Raw genomic sequence first — 15,352 nt, forward strand, 5'->3', positions numbered from 1 at the left:
GGACGCTTCCTGTCCACCGACCCCGTCCCCGGCGGCAACGCAAACGCCTACGTCTACCCCAGCGACCCCATCAACGCCTACGACCTCAACGGCAAAAGTCGCTGGGGCTGGGTCAAGAAGGGCTGGGGAATAGCCAAGCGAGGATGGAAGAATAGGAAGACGTACTGGGGCAACGGCAGGAAGCGCATCCGCCAGGCTGTAGAACTCGGCCGCCGATACTCCAGTGTCGGATCGTTCCTCGGTTATAGCGCTGGCACAGCGTACGGCGTGGGATATTGCGCTTGGAAGCGCCCGGGATGGCGTTCCTGTGGCGTCCACATAGCCGGAGGGTTCCTCGGTGGTGGGGGATTCGGAGGAAGCGCAGGAGTCGGATGGGGGTGGTACAAGATTCTCAGAAATCGAAGCTGGTGGAAGATCTAGAAGGTAAGCGGTTCGCTTAGGCGATCGCGACTCTCCCCAGAGGGGGCGAATGCCAAAATTCGCCCCCTCTGTCTAATCTATTAACGATCTCGCGCTTGCCGCGTGCGGCGGTTGGCTGCATCCGACTGAGACGGCAGGCGTGCTCACGATCTCGGTAGCAGGCTCTTAATCGAACACTCCAGCAAGAGTCGTGCGTGAGGACCTGCAGACCGCCTACCGGTGCACGAACGTCAGACCCTGATCCGCGTTGACTCTGCACGCGGAACCCGCGACTCCCGTATCGGCTCGCCTAGTGCGGGGCGTCGCAGGCCTGTCGCTCAACGTGCCTGCAGATCACGCACGGACGACCTGCGCGCGTAAACGTGGCCGCGTCAGCGAGTGGCTCAATCGGCGACTAGTTCGGCCAGTTGGAAGACGTATTCAACTACGTTCCGACTCCCGCGAATGCGCACAAAGTACTGACGTTCGGAGTATCTGTACACCTCGCGATGAATGACCTTTTTGATATCGGGACTGCATGTCTTCACGATATCAAGGAGTCCTTGGAGGGCTTCCGCCTCATTCCCCTCCATGTTCAACACCGTGCGCATCGCAGGCGGTGGGTCAAACGTGTGTGCGGTGACTATCCACTTGGGCATGATGACCTTTTTTCAATTGGGTACGAGAATTTTATTGCCATATGGGCCATTTTTGAATGGCGTTCGCCGATAGCTTCAAGCGTCGTCGCGCTCCGGAGCTTACTTTAGCCACAATCCTCCGTAGAGTTTTTCAAGTCATACGAGTTTCCGCCATCACGTGCTTCATCGAGTCACCGCCAAACTGGGCATTGTTACCATGACGGTACTGATCCTGTGTCTGTTGCACATCGCGGACCTGGAGGGCCGGCAACCGGCTACGACCCCCTTCCCTGCCAAGGCTCCCAACGCTCAGCATCGAGCAGGCCACACCCGCCCAGGTCCTGATCCAGTACAAGGGCCAGGGCACGGTCGAGCGCCGCTACGCGGACTTCAAGGGGCCGCTCGCGGTCTCCCCTGTCTTCGTCCAGCACAACCGGCGTGCTGCCGCACTGATCCAGGTGATCTGCCTGGCCCTGCTGATCTTCTGCTTGATCGAACGCCAGGTCAGACGGGCCCTGGGGCCGGAGCAGACCATGGCCGGGCTCTACCCGGACAACCGCAGAGTGCGGCCGACCGGACGGATGATCCTCTACCACCTCGGCGAGCTCAGTTTGCGGATCGGCAACATCACCGACCCGCCGACCGTGCAGATCACCCGCGGCGTCCAACTCCACCTCCTCGAACTTCTCGGTGTCCACGTCACACGAACCCGCTGGCCACAGACTTGAACCGGTGGTCTGTCCAGCACGGCCTACACTCTTTCGTTGTGACGGCCATGGAGTCAGTGATCCGCCCGGCGGTCGTGGCCGACCTGGGCGCCGTGGCCGAGATCTTCACGCACTACGTCCGGCACACCGTGATCACCTTCGAAGAGACTCCACCATCGGTGGCTGTTTGGCACCAGCGGCTCGACGACCTCGCCGCCCAGGGGCTGCCCTTTCTGGTCGCCGAGTTGTCCGGCGAAGTCGTGGGCTATGCGTACGCGGCCCCTTGGCGCCCCAAGCCCGCCTATCGACACACCGTCGAGAACTCGATCTACCTCGCCCCCGACCGGACGGGCCGAGGTCTGGGCGGCGCCCTGCTGGAAGCCCTGCTGGCCGCATGCGCCCAGACTCACGTACGGCAGATGATCGCCGTCATCGCCGACGCCGACACCGAGGCCTCGGTCGCGCTGCACCGCCGTTTCGGCTTTACCGACGTGGGCCGGTTGACTGCCGTTGGCTACAAGCAAAACCGCTGGATCGACACCGTGCTGATGCAACGAACGCTTGGCCACACACCGGAAAGCACACACCCGGACTGACTGAACGGATGCGGATGTCACAGACCTGAATCGATGACCTGCGAAGTACGGGGCTAAGGCTTGTCCCGTAACTGCTGGTCACGGGTGAGATGATCTTGGTGTGGCTGGTGTGATCACGGCGTCGGAGCCGTCTTGGATAGCCCCGTTTACGGGACTGAGTCCGCGTCAGTTTGGCAAGCTCCTCACCGCGTTGCGACGTGAAGGTGCTGACCCGGTCCGCAAGGGGCGACCCTGGAGCCTGCCGCTGGAGGACCGGGTCTTGTTGGTCGCCGCGTACTGGCGAACCAACCTGACGCTGCGCCAACTCGCGCCGCTGTTCGGGGTGTCGAAGTCTGCGGCGGACCGCATCGTCGACCACCTGGGGCCGGCGCTAGCACTGCAGCAACGCAAGCGGTTCCGGAAGGACACGGTGCTGATCGTGGACGGAACCCTGGTGCCCACGCGCGACCACACGGTGGCCGAGCAGTCGAAGAACTATCGGTATTCGACCAATCACCAGGTCGTCATCGACGCCGACACCCGGCTCGTGGTCGCCGTCGGACGGCCACTGCCCGGCAACCGCAACGACTGCAAGGCGTGGGAACTGTCCGGCGCCAAGGACGCCGTCGGCAAGACCACAGTGATCGCGGACGGCGGCTACAGGGGCACTGGTCTGGTCATCCCGCACCGCCGCGAGAGGGGCCAGACCGAACTCCCGGCCTGGAAAGAAGAACACAACACCTCCCATCGCAAGGTCCGCGCCCGCGTCGAGCACGCCTTTGCCCGCATGAAGAGCTGGAAGATCCTCCGCGACTGCCGCCTGAAAGGCGATGGCGTCCACCACGCCATGCTTGGCATCGCCCGACTGCACAACCTCACTCTGGCTGGATGAGGGAGAAACGAGCAGGTCACTCACCACGTCAGAGATCATTTACGGGACAAGTCTTAGGACGTGTCGTCAAATGATCTCGGATGGTGGATCATGGTCAGGTGATACGCCGCCATGAACTGTCGGATGCTGAATGGGAGTTCGTCCGGCCGCTGCTGCCCGCTTCCTTGCGGGGGCGAAAGCGGTTGGACGATCGAAGGGTCCTCAACGGAATCGTGTGGAAGTTCCGGACCGGGACGGCCTGGCGGGATGTGCCCGAGCGGTACGGGTCGTGGGCCACACTGCACACCCGCTTCCGTCGGTGGGCGGCGGACGGCACCTTCGATCGGATGCTCAAGGCCGCCCAGGCGCGAGCGGACGCGGCCGGGGACATCGACTGGCTGGTGTCAGTCGACTCGACCGTCGTCCGCGCCCACCAGCATGCCGCCGGGGCTCGAAAAGGGGGATCCGCAGCCCGGGCCTCGGACGCTCCCGTGGCGGCCTGACCAGCAAGATTCATCTCGCCTGCGACGGCGTCGGTCGCCCGCTCGCCTTCACCCTCACGGGCGGCAACACCAACGACTGCACCCAGTTCACCGCGGTGATGGAAGCGATCCGGGTGCCCCGCATCGGCCCGGGACGGCCCCGCGTCCGGCCCGCCCATGTGCTGGGCGACAAGGGCTACAGCTCCCGGGCCATCCGCAGCTGGCTCAGACGGCGCGGCATCGCCCACACGATCCCCGAGCGGGCCGATCAGGTCCGCAACAGGCTGAAGCGCGGCGGTCGTGGCGGGCGTCCACCGGCCTTCGACAAGCAGCTCTACAAGCGGCGCAACGTCGTGGAACGCTGCTTCAACCGACTGAAGGTGCGACACGAAGTCGCACACGGTAAGTGGGAAAGCCACGAAGGAAGGAGAGATGTGCTGACCCCGGATTAGTGTCCATATCCGTTCCCACGCTCACATGCGTCGCCGGTAACGGCGGGGTGTGAAGCTGAGCGTTCAAGCCCAAGGGCTCCCCGACCACCGGGGAGTAACAGGTGAGGGAAAGGCTGGACGGGTGATCCGCGTGAACCCCCGTTGATGTCTCGTAAGGTTGAAGCCGCCTGGTGGTTTGCAGTCAGCGGCTACAGAACCCGACGCTGAAAGACGTCAGGTGACTTCCGGAGACTTGAGACCGGAAGGAGGACACCGCCGGTTCCGGGATAGAGGGGGCGCCCACCCCAGCCGCAACTTACGTGTGTGGAACGTGGAAACCCCGATGGAGTCCGGGTCACGGCCCGGTAAGCCGACCGTGAGGAAGGCCCAACCCTCCAGCGGGAACAGGATGGCCCAAGAAGCGAAGGCCGGTTGATCGAAAGATCGGGGGAAAACTGGAGGCGCCCTTCACGCCTCCGGCCATAACTCGCCGGATACGGGTCCCGGTGGCCCGACCCGAAAGGGTGCCCACGTGGGCCAGGTGAGCCTTTGAAGTATCCCGAGTAAAGAAGCCAGAACCTGGCGGGCAAGTTAGACGCGAAGGAGGAACGTGCAGTCGGAGTTATCCAAGCCTGTTCGGACTTCCAATGCGAACGGACCCCAGGGCGGGCATCTCGTCTGGCACAGCGTCGACTGGGCCGAAGCCGAGGAGAACGTACGGCGTCTGAGACAGAGGATCTTCAAAGCGACACAGGAAGGGGACCTTAAGAAGGTCCGCAATCTGCAAAAGCTCATGCTGAGAAGCCGCAGTAACACGCTGGTGAGCGTGAAACGGGTGACACAGCAGAGCAGGGGCCGCAAGACGGCGGGCATCGACAGGGAACGTGCCCTCGCTCCCCAGGCGAGAGCACGGATGGCGGTTGAAATCGACGGCCAGATACAGCCTTGGCGAGCCAAGCCCGTCAGGCGGGTCTACATTCCGAAGAGCAATGGAAAGCAACGACCACTCGGCATCCCGGTCATGCGTGACCGGGTGGTCCAGGCACGGGTGAAAAATGCGCTGGAGCCTGAGTGGGAAGCCCGGTTCGAATCGCGCTCCTACGGATTCAGACCATGCCGCGGCTGCCACGACGCCATACAGGCGATCTTCAGCACCGCAAAGGGCAAGGCGGCCAAGCGACAGTGGGTACTGGACGCTGACCTGGCCGCCGCGTTCGATCGCATCGACCATAACCACCTGCTCGACGCCGTCGGACGGTTCCCAGCCAGGGAACTGATACGGCAGTGGTTGAAGGCGGGCGTGGTCGACGAAGGACGCTTCACTCGGACCGATGAGGGCACCCCTCAGGGCGGGGTGATCAGTCCTTTGTTGCTCAACATCGCTCTGCATGGAATGGAGGAGGCTGCAGGAGTCCGTTTCGCCACCCGAAAGGGGAAGGTCATGTGGGCCGCGAAAGGAACTCCGATCCTGGTGCGTTACGCCGACGACTTTGCCGTGTTCTGCACGAGCAAGGAGGAGGCAGAGACCGTCAGGTCGCGTCTGGCTGAATGGCTGCAACCCCGAGGTCTTCGCTTCAATGAAGAGAAGACCGGAATCCTCCACCTCTCGGACGGATTCGACTTCCTGGGGTTCAACATCCGCCGCCATGGCGACAGCCTGATCATCACGCCCAGCAAGGATGCGGTCAAGAGAGTCCGGAATCGACTAAGATCCGAGATGCAGGCCCTGTTGGGGCAGAGCATCACAGTCGTATTGCGTCGACTGTCCCCTGTCGTCAGAGGCTGGTCTGCGTATTACCGGACGGTGGTGTCCAGCCGCACGTTCTCGGCACTGGACAGCTATGTGTGGACGCTCACCTACAAGTGGGCCAAGCGCACCCACCCGAAGAAGTCGAAGCACTGGATCGTGAACAAGTACTTCGGCAGGCTCAACCGGTCCAAGATGAACAACTGGGTATTCGGTGACCGTGCCACAGGGGCACACCTTCCCAAGTTCGCCTGGACCAACATCAGACGGCACCAGATGGTCAGGGGAAAATCGTCACCGGACGACCCCACGCTCCGCGACTACTGGAGCCAACGCCGCCAAACGCGCACACCGCCACCAATGGATAAGAGCAGCCTCACTCTGGCAGCCCGCCAGAGGGGAATCTGTCCGCTGTGCGGCCAGGCGCTCATCGCCGGCGCGGAATACGAGCCCGACAGTCCACGCGAGTGGATCGAATGGTTCGACGCGATGAAGAAGCGGTTGCACAAACACCACTTCACCTACCGGCGGCATGGCGGCTCCGATGAGAGCAAGAACCTTCGCCTCGTCCACTCGGAATGCCATCGCCAACATCATTCAGGCGATAGTGACCGGAAAAGAGCAGAACCTGTGAAGCCTCCGGGCTTGCTTGAGCCGTGATGCCTGGAAACAGGCACGTCCGGTTCTGAGGGGGCCGGGTCACGGCGACGTGACCCGGCTACCCGACCAATGGCGCGGCATCGCCACCCGGTACGAAAAGACCGCCGAGTCCTACCAGGCAGCCGTCACCCTCGCATCGCTCCTGATGTGGGCGTGACATTTGAAGACAACTCCTAGTACTGCAATCACAGTTGTGGGGTTTGGCCTCGGCGTTTGTAGTGGCTGAGGCGAGCGCGGGTCTGACTGAGCCGTCTCCACCATGACCAGCGTAGATGGTGGGTCGGGGTGAGGTGTTGTGGGTGGATGAGCAGTCCGATCAGGCGGCGGATCTCCGCGACGGACAGGGGTATCAGGCGGGTTTGTCCAAGATCGCTGCCCCCTTTGACAGTTCCTGGGCACGGATGGCGGTCAGCGCGGCGAGCGCGGCCATGGACAGGGTGATGTGCCGGTACCAGGCGTCGTAGCGGCGGACCTGGTAGTGGTCCAGGCCGCACTCATTCTTTGCGGCCTGGAAGCATTCCTCGACCTGCCATCGGGCACCGGCCACCCGGGCGAGGTCCCTCAGCCGGGTGCCGACCGGGCCGTAGCAGACGTAGTAAGCAATCTCGGTCGGGGCACCGACGCTGCGGCGGGCCAGTATCCAGTGACCGAAGCCGTTCTCCCACCAGATCCGGATCGGTACCCGGGCCCAGTCGTAGAACCTGTGCCCGTGTGCGCCGGCTCCTGCCGACACGCGTTTCCACGCCTGCCGGGGCAGGCCGGCTACCAGGGCGTCGACCCGGATGTCGGCGCCCCGGGTGGTGATGACGGTGTCGTTGACCTTGGTGGCCAGCACGTGCGCGACCGCACGCTGCTCCAGCCAGTACCGCAGTCGCTTGACCTGCCCGTATGCCTCGTCTGCGGTCACCCACGCGAACGGCACTTTCGCACCCAGAGCACGCTGGAGCATGGCTTGGAAGTGCTCGATCTTCGTGGCGAACGGCACATCGTCCGGGACGCCGGCCGCCCGGCACCGCTCCCGGTCGTCCGTCCAGGACTTCGGCAGATACAATTCCCGGTCGATCAACGCCCGCCCTCGCCGGGAGGCGTAGGCGAGGAAGGTGCCGATCTGGCAATTCTCGGTGCGGCCGGCGGTGCCGGAGTACTGCCTCTGCACTCCGGCCGAGCGGACTCCCTTTTTCAGGAACCCGGTGTCGTCACCGATCAGCACTGCGTCCTTGTCACCGATGCTCTCGATGACGAAGTCACGGAGGTCGTCGCGGACGCCGTCAGCGTCCCAGTCGGCCTCGCCCAGCAGCCGCTGCATCCCGATCGGATGCACCTCACCGGCGCGTTCCGCCAGCGACCAGCCGTTCTTGCGCTCCAACGGCGCCACCAGCCCGGCCATGTACTCCAGCGCCCGGCCCCGCGGCTCCGAGCGGGCAAACCGCGACGCGAACCGCGCGTGTAACCCCGCCAACACCTCACGCCAGGACTCGACTTGACGCACACCAAGATCCATAGTCACCAGGACACTCAATCACACCAAACCCCATAACTGTGATTGCAGTACTAGGGGGCCCGGGGCACTACCGGGAGCCTGGTTCAGCCTCTGGCTTACGCCACGCGGCCGGGGTCAGACTTTGAAAGGCCCTCACCAGATGGTGAGGGCCTTCAGCTTTTGCCGCTCCGCCCGGCAGACGTCAACCACCGGACTCCGAGGCCACCCGTCTTGGTGATCTCCAGCCTGAGGGCCGTCGCGATGATGCGGCCGTCGCCAGACTCGCGGTCGTGACCAACCCGAACACCCCCGATCTCGCCTCCGAGGCCTCCCCCGATGAGTCAGGCCGGACGGTTGGCGGCATCGGCCGGGTCCGCTTTCCGCTTGTGCGGTGGGTGCTCGCCCCGCGCACGACATGGCAGGCGCGGCGCCTGGCCGCCGCCTTCGGTGAGGGGATGGACACCCGAACTGCGTGGGTGATGGCGCGCCTGGCCCGCCACCCCGACGAACGCAGCTACGCCATGGCTCATCTGGACGACGACCGCCCCGCTGGCAGTTAAGCGGAGCGCAGGCCTGACGACCGCCACCCGCCCCTCGCTGGCGTGGGCGTGCTGCGCTTCCCAGTCCGTCAAAGCCTCGCGCAGCGTGGCGGCGGAAGCGTCCTCGCTCGGTGGGAGTCATCCCCGCCGCGGCCGCGCGCGAGCTCGCCGCGCACGTCCAGGCCGTGCCCGCCCCACAGACCGCGACCGCGCCCCAAGCACCGGTGAAGACCCGCGACACCGCCTCGCCCGGCTACCACCAGGCGCTGGCCGCGCACTGGCTGTCGCCCCCGGCAAGCGGGGGGACCCGGGCATCGCGGAGGCAGTCGAGCGGCAGACCAGGGCCATGCGCGAGCTGAGCCGGCGGGCCTTCCCCGAGCCGGAGGCGTCCTCGGACGACCAGCCGACCCCGATTGAGGCGGCCCGCATCCAGCGCCGCCGCGCGTCCGAAGCCACCCACACCCTGGCGCTGCGCCGGGCCCGGGCCGACCGAGCGGCCCGTCAGACCGGGACGGCGGCCGCCGCGCCGCAGCACCCGCCGGTCCGGCGTACGGCGTGAATGCACAGGCCAGGACCGACGAGCGGACAGCCTCACCGACGTGCCGGTTGATCAGGGCGATCGCCACCGCCTCCGTACCGCCCCACCAACTGCTTCTCGTAACTGGATCATTCGGCGCATTGCCGACTGACAAGATTGAGGACCTGCCAGGCGCAGGCAACGATCGGAGACCACAAGCGATGCCGAAGAAGCGTAAGAAAAACCGCAAGGCGCCCCGGCAGAACAGCCCCAGGCGAAGCACTTCCCCGCACCAGGCAGGCTCGCAGCCCACCGACTGGGAACCCGATTGGGAAAGCCTTCCCGATGAAGACTTCGCCCCGCTCAGCGCCCTGGCCGACCGGTATCCGACTCCGGCTGACGCGGGGAAGGCAGTCCAGGCCGGCGAGCCGGTGGAGTGGATCGGCGACGTTGAGGGCGCCAAGATGCGCCACCGCGTCCTCCTCGCCGACAGCGGTGAAGCCGTAGTCGAGCAGGCCGTCTTCCTCGACGGCACCCTGGAGCAGATGGTGCTGTGCGCAGCGCACCAGGCCGGCGAGCACGGCAGAAACCAACTGCACACGGGCGTGCTCGCCGCACTCGACGCCCTGCACACGGTGATCCGGCCAAACGTGGAAGCCGGCGTCCGTAAGGTCCGCCCCGACTACACCGCTGCCGTACTTGAGTCCTTCCACGAGGCGCCCGAGCCGAACGGTCCGGGCACACCGGTGTTCGGATGGCGTACCTTCCACAGCGTCGGCCCGGACACCACCTGGGACGACACGACCGACACCGCCACCTGGAACAGCTCCACCCTGATGTCCGGCTTGGTCGGGGACTCGGACGACGTACCCGAGCTCCAACCTCACCAGCTGGCCCGGCTGCTGCACGACCATGGCGTCCCGGTCATCCTCTGCGCCAATTGCGGCGACCCCATCACCGACCGTCACCCACGATGGAGCGGTGTCTGGGTCTCGCCCAGCAACGACAGCGGGCCACTGTGTGAGGCTCCCGTCCCTGCACTGCAGCGCCCGGCTCCCAGGCTCGGGTGGCTCACCGACGCAGAGTTCTGCTACCCGCACCAACCCGCACCCATGGGCGACTGACGACGTGCCAAGACGCCGCGGGGCAGGGGCCAGCCGAAGCGCCGGGACCTGCCCCGCAGCGTCACCGGCTATTACAGTGGAGCCGCTCCCAGGGCGGGGGCGGGCTCTTGGATGCCGTCGAGCAGTTCCCCAAAAGTGCTGGTTCGGCCGCCGCCGCAGACACCGCTGAGCCGTACGGACCGAACAGGCGATCGCTCCCGCTGAACGGTCGGAAGACGCAGGTGGGTGCGGCGGTCGGTGACCAGCGTGCGCCGGCGCTCGCGTACGGCGTCCTGGCTGTCGATCCGGCGGGTGCGGCTGGGCGGAAGTGGTGCGGTCCCCTCTGGTCGTTCCTGAGCACGAGGGGACCGCCTGGCCTTCCAGACGGGAAGGTACGACGCCGGGGGAGGCGCCTGTATTCCATGATGCGTCATCCGGCCGGCGCCACAGCGAAAAGTGCAGTTTCGCCACCAAAAGGACTTGTTCCGCCATGATCTGCCCGCGCTGGTGACCGTCGTGACGTAAGGAACCGGCGTTGCCCGGTGCGCTTGACGCGGCCACAGCGTCATTGTTCCGAAAGTGCATGATCACGTTGAGTGTTGTGCATCCGGCGCTCCATGCTGTCGTTCAGCTCCTTCCGGGGCGCTTGAGCACCGTCCCGGGAGGGGCCTTTCCAGACGCTTCTTCCGTTCAGGGAAGGTCACATGACAGCAAAGCAGGTGATGGGCGCGGTCGTACCGGCAGCGGCCCTCACATGGAGCACGGTGATGACCATGCCGGGGCAGCCGGCGGCCGTGGCAGTGCTGCCGCCCTCGCTGGGGCCTCTCATCCAGCAGATCGCCTCCGCGTCCAGCGGCACGGACACACCGTCCCGGACCACGCCGGCGCCGAATGGAAGTGAGGCGCCGTCACTGTGAAGCCACCCCCGGTGCCCGGTCAGCCCGCTGGGGAGCCTTACCAGCGCCGAGGCCGCCGCGCCGACCCGATCTGTGAGAACACCGGTATGGCGCACCGGTCGTGGCTGGAGCCGCTCCGCAGCCGGTTCAGCGCAAGCGGCTTGACTCTCGACGAACTCGTCGGCCTCTCCGGGTACTCCAAGACCCGTCTGTCCGAACTCCTGCGCGGCAAGGGCTATTACCCCACCTGGGAGATCACCTACAGCGTGGTACGGGCGCTGGACGTACCCGTCGGCCCGCTGCGCCGGCTGTGGAAGGTGGCCGCCAAGGAGGCGGACAAGGACGCCGTCTGGATCAGGAAACGGATCAGCGACGTCCCGCCCGGCGACGGCGACATCCAGCCGGTCGACCACCAGGGGCTCTGGCAGATCATGTGGCAGCCCTACACCGCCTACGCGCAGGCCTTCCTGCAGTCTGAGAGCCGTGCCCGGCAAGTGGCCGGCGAGACCTTCGACATTCTCTGGGTGATCTGGGACGAGGCGCTCGCCAGCCCTGACACGCCACGCTACGCCTGGGAACTGCTGCGTAAAAAGGTTCTCGCCCGTACCCCCACCAGGGAGCCCCACGGGCACCCCGATCTGCGCGCGGCGGCGTTCTTGACCGTCGGCCAGGCCCAGATCCCCGACCTTGCCGAGCGCCTGGCCCACATCGAGGTCTTCGTGAAGTTCTTCGACGCGATCGCCTCCTTGCCCCCCGACCAGATGGACATCACTGTCCTGCGGTACCTCTGCGGCATCCACCCGGACGCCATACCGGGCATCGTCGGCTTGCCCCCGGCCATCACCCACACGCTGGACCACCACGCCCGAGGGGCATTGAACGGTCTCTTCCCTGACACCAACACCGACACCAACACCGACACCGACACCGACACCGACACCGAGGAGTGACCATCCCCTCATGAGCACCATCGAAGACCTCCTCGCCCGATCGCTGCTGCTGCACCAGCCCCACGTCCCTTCCGACGTCGTCCCCTACGAAGACTGCCTCGACGACGACCGGCTGCCGGACGACTTCCTGTGGGACGAGCCCCGGACAGGCCCGGTCGACGAAAACGCGGCACAGAGCCTTGCCGCCCTGTGCGAAGCAGTTCTCGCCCACAGCACCGCAGACCAGCTCGCCGACTTCCTCACCGACCAGGTACCGCAGCCACGCACCGCCCGGATCCTGGGCTGCGCCCTGCAACTCGCCGGCGCTGACGACGGCGCCCGCTTCTGGTGGCAGTACGCCGCAGGCGCGGACGACACCCCCGCCTCCTACTGCCTCTACCTGCAGCACCGTGCCCAGGGAGACCCCCACGCAGCCGCCCTGTGGCGCACCCAGGCAACCGCCCTCACCTCATCCGAATACACCGACTGCGATGAGGACGAGTCGGTCCCCCGTGTGACGCCCGCCGACGCCAGCCCGGCCACCGTCCTGCGCATCCTGAGCGGTCTCACCCGCACCACGCCACGCAGGCACACCCCGACCGCGCAGGCCGTCATCGAATTCGTGGCCGCCGCAGTCGCCATCGGCTACGCCCGCCACCCCGACCTTGAGATCCCCCTGCCCGGAACGAACTTCGCCGAACAGTTGGAGGTCATCATCGCCGCGGCATCCAGCACCCGCGAGCACAGCTACGCCACGGAACAAGAAGCAGCGCCCCTTGATCAACTTCCCAACCGGCTGCTGGCCTACAACGCCAGCAGACGCGCACCCGTCAAAACAACGAGACAGGACCCGGAACATCTGCTGGTAAAGGTCACCACCGTCAACCATGAACCCGCATCCGCATCCGCGCACAATTTCTTCCAGAGAGCGGCAGCCATCTGCTGGAAAACCGCCACCGCCGCCGACAACACGGGCGAATGTGGCACTCGCATCGCCTACCACCTGCGCCGCTTCGCGCAGAGGTATGCCCCCGCTCCCTCTGGGTTCGGAAGGACCAGAAGCGCCTCACTGTCCAGCGCCGCTCACTATTTCCACGGTTAGCCGGCCCTCGTCGAGAATCACTCGGCTTGTCGTCTATCCAGTCTGGTGCGGTTTTGTGCCACACCTTGTGGTGGGCAGGTCGGTTGAACGCCTCGCCGGTGGCCAGGACTTTACCCACGTCGTGGCGGGTGACGGGTATGGCGGTTTTTCGAACCAGGTGGCCAAAACGTCCGGCGTGTCACTCAGCCGCCCTGGAGGACCTCGTTGCGCAGTGCGCGCAGAAGGGTCAGGGCGTCGTCGTTGTCGGCATCGGTGAACGCGTGGATCGCCAGGAGGATGGACCGGGCGATCAGCTTCGCGGTGGCGGGGTCGTCACCGGCGGGCGCGGCCTGGTTGTACAGGGCGTCGGTCAGCGTGAACACGAGGCGGGCCATCGGGTCACTGTTGATCTCCGCGACCAGGCGGCCCGTCTCGTCGTGGTCCATGGCGGCGTCGATACCGAACGCGGCGATCAGGATGCGGTGGAGGGTGTGCTGTCCGTAGGCGGCCAGCAGCGCCGGCAACGGGCGCTCACCAGACCTGCCCACCAGGGCCGTCAGGGCGTCTTCGTCGTTTCCGACAGTGGCTTCCAGCGCGGCCAGCGCCCGCAGGTGCTCATCGTCGGTCAGCTCGATGTCCATGGCACCGCAGGGTAGGCAGACGCCCGGAGCGCGCGGCGGCGTCCGCTGCGAAACCACCCGTCAGGGTCTGGCGACCCTGTAGCCACCGGTCAAAGTCCAGTGGCAAGCGGTCACCGGGCACCGGTCCGGGGGTGCTGTGCACCGGCGGCAAACTCGCTCGCACACAGTGCACCAAAGGCATCGTCCCTGGTAGCCCTCTGGTTTGGCGGGCAGGCCACACTCCGGGGTTCCAGAACACAGCTGAGGGCCGCCCGATTGCCGGGCGGCCCTCGCTCAGTTCCTCGCGAGCTTGGCCGTGGCTGGCCGTCCGGCCCGCCATCACCCGTTCGGGCGACTGGTCAGGTTCCGGGAACGTTGCTGTCGGGCTGTCGCTCGAGGCGACGGAGCACCAGCTCTGTACGGATGAGCGCGATGAGGCCGGTGACCGTGGCGGCGAGCATGACCAGCCATGCAGCGCCCTGCCACGTCGATTCGGTGCGCAGCACGTACGGCGTGAACACCGCCATCACGACGGCGAGCACACTGATCGCGGCCAGCCAGACGAGTCTCATCACGTTCTCCTTCGGGCGTCGTCAGGACGGGTTGGCGGCCGGCGACTTTTTCGGGCGCAGGGTGTCGAGCAGCCGCGGTGACAGGGCCGGTGGCAGGAGCCACAGGCCCGTGATGCCGATGATCGTGACCATCACGGTCAGCAGTACGGCGACGGCGTCCTGGTGCGCGGAGCCGAAGAAGCCGGCCATCAGGGACAGGGCGACGACGAAGACCATCATGAACCGCCAGTGCTTGCGGCCCAGGAGGAACGGACGGCCCTCGGTGCTCCACCACCAGGACGTGCTGGACATCGTGGTGAAGCTGAACGCGGCGAGCGGGACGACGACTGGCAGCCAGAAGCGCAGGTCGTCGCCGGCGGGCAGTTGCCGGCCCCAGCGGTCGCCCGCGTGGTGGAGGAACCACAGGTACAGCGGGATGCCCACGAGCGTGTACAGCCACAGCAGCACCCGCATCACCCAGTCGGCCAGGCCGGTCTTCCCCTTCTCCATGGTCACGACGGTAATGACCAGCGCCTCGGGCCGGTGCGTGTTCGTGAGAACCGGCCATCCATCCGGCCGGAACACCCGGCGACGACCATGGCGCGGCCACATCGACCGGTAGGCCAGGGGCTGTCTCACCGGGCGACTGATTGATGATCGGCTGGCCATAGTCCGGGGGCAGTCACGTGGAACGAGCACGACGTGGGGTGCGGGGCGATATCGTGGGGCCTTCTTATCTGCGGTTTTTGTGATCTGGCAGGAGTGCGCGCGTGCCCGAGGACCCCATCGCACAGAGCGAGGTTGCCGCGCTCACGCGCCGTTTCGAGGAAGTCTCGGAGCGTACCGATCGGGAATTCGGCATCGTCAAGAGCGACCTGACCGCTCTGCGCCTCCAGGTCGGCAACCTTGACCAGAAGGTCGGCAACCTCGATGAGAAGGTGGGCGAGCTCGCCGGTGCTGTCCGTGGGCTGAGCGAGAAGATGGACCGCAATCAGGCACAGATCGTCGAGCTGCTCACCCAGTTGGTGGGCCGGCACCCGGACGCCGGCTGATTTCTACAGGCTCAGCGCCCTGCCCGTACGTGCGGCGGCCCCGACCGGATACTTCTGGACGCTAGCGTCCGGAT

Annotated in this window: 16 protein-coding genes and 1 pseudogene; 12 read left to right on the plus strand and 5 right to left on the minus strand. The window is 65.9% G+C overall.

Features of this window, described 5'->3' with window-relative positions; genetic code table 11:
• A partial coding sequence (locus ACGFYV_RS35740) for a hypothetical protein (protein ID WP_393882715.1) occupies positions 1–420 on the plus strand: 420 nt, incomplete at its 5' end.
• An 892-nt stretch (positions 421–1,312) separates the two neighbouring features.
• Here ACGFYV_RS35740 and ACGFYV_RS35745 read toward each other — a convergent pair.
• Complete coding sequence (locus tag ACGFYV_RS35745) at positions 1,313–1,735, minus strand: hypothetical protein (protein WP_393882716.1); 423 nt, start codon at positions 1,733–1,735, stop codon at positions 1,313–1,315.
• A 77-nt stretch (positions 1,736–1,812) separates the two neighbouring features.
• Here ACGFYV_RS35745 and ACGFYV_RS35750 point away from each other — a divergent pair, with 77 nt between their 5' ends.
• From ACGFYV_RS35750 to ltrA, 4 genes and pseudogenes are all read left to right on the plus strand, one after another.
• Entirely contained in the window at positions 1,813–2,340 is a 528-nt protein-coding gene (locus ACGFYV_RS35750; protein ID WP_393882748.1) for a GNAT family N-acetyltransferase, read from the plus strand.
• Between the two features lie 100 nt (positions 2,341–2,440).
• Complete coding sequence (locus tag ACGFYV_RS35755) at positions 2,441–3,211, plus strand: transposase (protein WP_393882717.1); 771 nt, start codon at positions 2,441–2,443, stop codon at positions 3,209–3,211.
• Positions 3,212–3,291: 80 nt separating this feature from the next.
• Positions 3,292–4,070, plus strand: a pseudogene (locus ACGFYV_RS35760) (IS5 family transposase); the annotation flags it as partial.
• Between the two features lie 643 nt (positions 4,071–4,713).
• On the plus strand, positions 4,714–6,510 hold the full coding sequence (gene ltrA, locus ACGFYV_RS35765) for a group II intron reverse transcriptase/maturase (RefSeq protein ID WP_393882718.1): 1,797 nt from the start codon (positions 4,714–4,716) through the stop codon (positions 6,508–6,510).
• 349 nt (positions 6,511–6,859) lie between these two features.
• Here ltrA and ACGFYV_RS35770 read toward each other — a convergent pair whose 3' ends face one another.
• Positions 6,860–8,011, minus strand: a complete 1,152-nt coding sequence (locus tag ACGFYV_RS35770) for an IS701 family transposase (protein WP_393882749.1) — start codon at positions 8,009–8,011, stop codon at positions 6,860–6,862.
• Between the two features lie 269 nt (positions 8,012–8,280).
• Here ACGFYV_RS35770 and ACGFYV_RS35775 point away from each other — a divergent pair, with 269 nt between their 5' ends.
• The 6 genes from ACGFYV_RS35775 (at position 8,281) to ACGFYV_RS35800 (ending at position 13,076) form a co-directional block, all read left to right on the plus strand.
• Positions 8,281–8,550 (plus strand): hypothetical protein, encoded by a 270-nt coding sequence (locus tag ACGFYV_RS35775; protein WP_393882719.1) that lies wholly within the window; start codon positions 8,281–8,283, stop codon positions 8,548–8,550.
• Between the two features lie 325 nt (positions 8,551–8,875).
• Complete coding sequence (locus ACGFYV_RS35780) at positions 8,876–9,088, plus strand: hypothetical protein (RefSeq protein ID WP_393882720.1); 213 nt, start codon at positions 8,876–8,878, stop codon at positions 9,086–9,088.
• A 119-nt stretch (positions 9,089–9,207) separates the two neighbouring features.
• The gene (locus ACGFYV_RS35785; RefSeq protein WP_393882721.1) at positions 9,208–10,170 is read left to right on the plus strand and encodes a hypothetical protein; all 963 of its coding nucleotides are present in this window, start codon (positions 9,208–9,210) and stop codon (positions 10,168–10,170) included.
• A gap of 683 nt (positions 10,171–10,853) precedes the next feature.
• Positions 10,854–11,066 carry a hypothetical protein gene (locus tag ACGFYV_RS35790; protein ID WP_393882722.1) on the plus strand — a complete coding sequence of 71 codons (213 nt, stop codon included), beginning with the start codon at positions 10,854–10,856 and terminating at the stop codon, positions 11,064–11,066.
• A 140-nt stretch (positions 11,067–11,206) separates the two neighbouring features.
• Entirely contained in the window at positions 11,207–11,995 is a 789-nt protein-coding gene (locus ACGFYV_RS35795; RefSeq protein ID WP_393882723.1) for an XRE family transcriptional regulator, read from the plus strand.
• Positions 11,996–12,005: 10 nt separating this feature from the next.
• Positions 12,006–13,076 carry a hypothetical protein gene (locus ACGFYV_RS35800; RefSeq protein ID WP_393882724.1) on the plus strand — a complete coding sequence of 357 codons (1,071 nt, stop codon included), beginning with the start codon at positions 12,006–12,008 and terminating at the stop codon, positions 13,074–13,076.
• A gap of 182 nt (positions 13,077–13,258) precedes the next feature.
• On the opposite strand, the gene ACGFYV_RS35805 is transcribed toward ACGFYV_RS35800, so the two are convergent.
• The 3 genes from ACGFYV_RS35805 to ACGFYV_RS35815 all read right to left on the minus strand — a co-directional run bounded on the left by ACGFYV_RS35805 (position 13,259) and on the right by ACGFYV_RS35815 (position 14,736).
• The gene (locus ACGFYV_RS35805) at positions 13,259–13,696 is read right to left on the minus strand and encodes a hypothetical protein (RefSeq protein ID WP_393882725.1); all 438 of its coding nucleotides are present in this window, start codon (positions 13,694–13,696) and stop codon (positions 13,259–13,261) included.
• A 338-nt stretch (positions 13,697–14,034) separates the two neighbouring features.
• Positions 14,035–14,247 (minus strand): hypothetical protein, encoded by a 213-nt coding sequence (locus ACGFYV_RS35810; protein ID WP_393882726.1) that lies wholly within the window; start codon positions 14,245–14,247, stop codon positions 14,035–14,037.
• Positions 14,248–14,268: 21 nt separating this feature from the next.
• Complete coding sequence (locus ACGFYV_RS35815) at positions 14,269–14,736, minus strand: hypothetical protein (protein ID WP_393882727.1); 468 nt, start codon at positions 14,734–14,736, stop codon at positions 14,269–14,271.
• A 260-nt stretch (positions 14,737–14,996) separates the two neighbouring features.
• Here ACGFYV_RS35815 and ACGFYV_RS35820 point away from each other — a divergent pair, with 260 nt between their 5' ends.
• Entirely contained in the window at positions 14,997–15,278 is a 282-nt protein-coding gene (locus ACGFYV_RS35820) for a hypothetical protein (RefSeq protein ID WP_393882728.1), read from the plus strand.
• The last annotated feature ends 74 nt before the right edge of the window (positions 15,279–15,352 follow it).

The sequence above is a fragment of the Streptomyces sp. NPDC048297 genome (assembly GCF_043201585.1).
GTDB lineage: Bacteria > Actinomycetota > Actinomycetes > Streptomycetales > Streptomycetaceae > Streptomyces.

What these genes read in the sequence shown, in the direction of transcription:
- ACGFYV_RS35770 (WP_393882749.1), bottom strand. Translation starts at nt 8,011, where the DNA reads ATGGATCTTGGTGTGCGTCAAGTCGAGTCCTGGCGTGAGGTGTTGGCG.
- ACGFYV_RS35805 (WP_393882725.1), bottom strand. Translation starts at nt 13,696, where the DNA reads ATGGACATCGAGCTGACCGACGATGAGCACCTGCGGGCGCTGGCCGCG.
- ACGFYV_RS35815 (WP_393882727.1), bottom strand. Translation starts at nt 14,736, where the DNA reads ATGGAGAAGGGGAAGACCGGCCTGGCCGACTGGGTGATGCGGGTGCTG.
- ACGFYV_RS35750 (WP_393882748.1), top strand. Translation starts at nt 1,813, where the DNA reads ATGGAGTCAGTGATCCGCCCGGCGGTCGTGGCCGACCTGGGCGCCGTG.
- ACGFYV_RS35790 (WP_393882722.1), top strand. Translation starts at nt 10,854, where the DNA reads ATGACAGCAAAGCAGGTGATGGGCGCGGTCGTACCGGCAGCGGCCCTC.
- ACGFYV_RS35800 (WP_393882724.1), top strand. Translation starts at nt 12,006, where the DNA reads ATGAGCACCATCGAAGACCTCCTCGCCCGATCGCTGCTGCTGCACCAG.
- ACGFYV_RS35810 (WP_393882726.1), bottom strand. Translation starts at nt 14,247, where the DNA reads ATGAGACTCGTCTGGCTGGCCGCGATCAGTGTGCTCGCCGTCGTGATG.
- ACGFYV_RS35780 (WP_393882720.1), top strand. Translation starts at nt 8,876, where the DNA reads ATGCGCGAGCTGAGCCGGCGGGCCTTCCCCGAGCCGGAGGCGTCCTCG.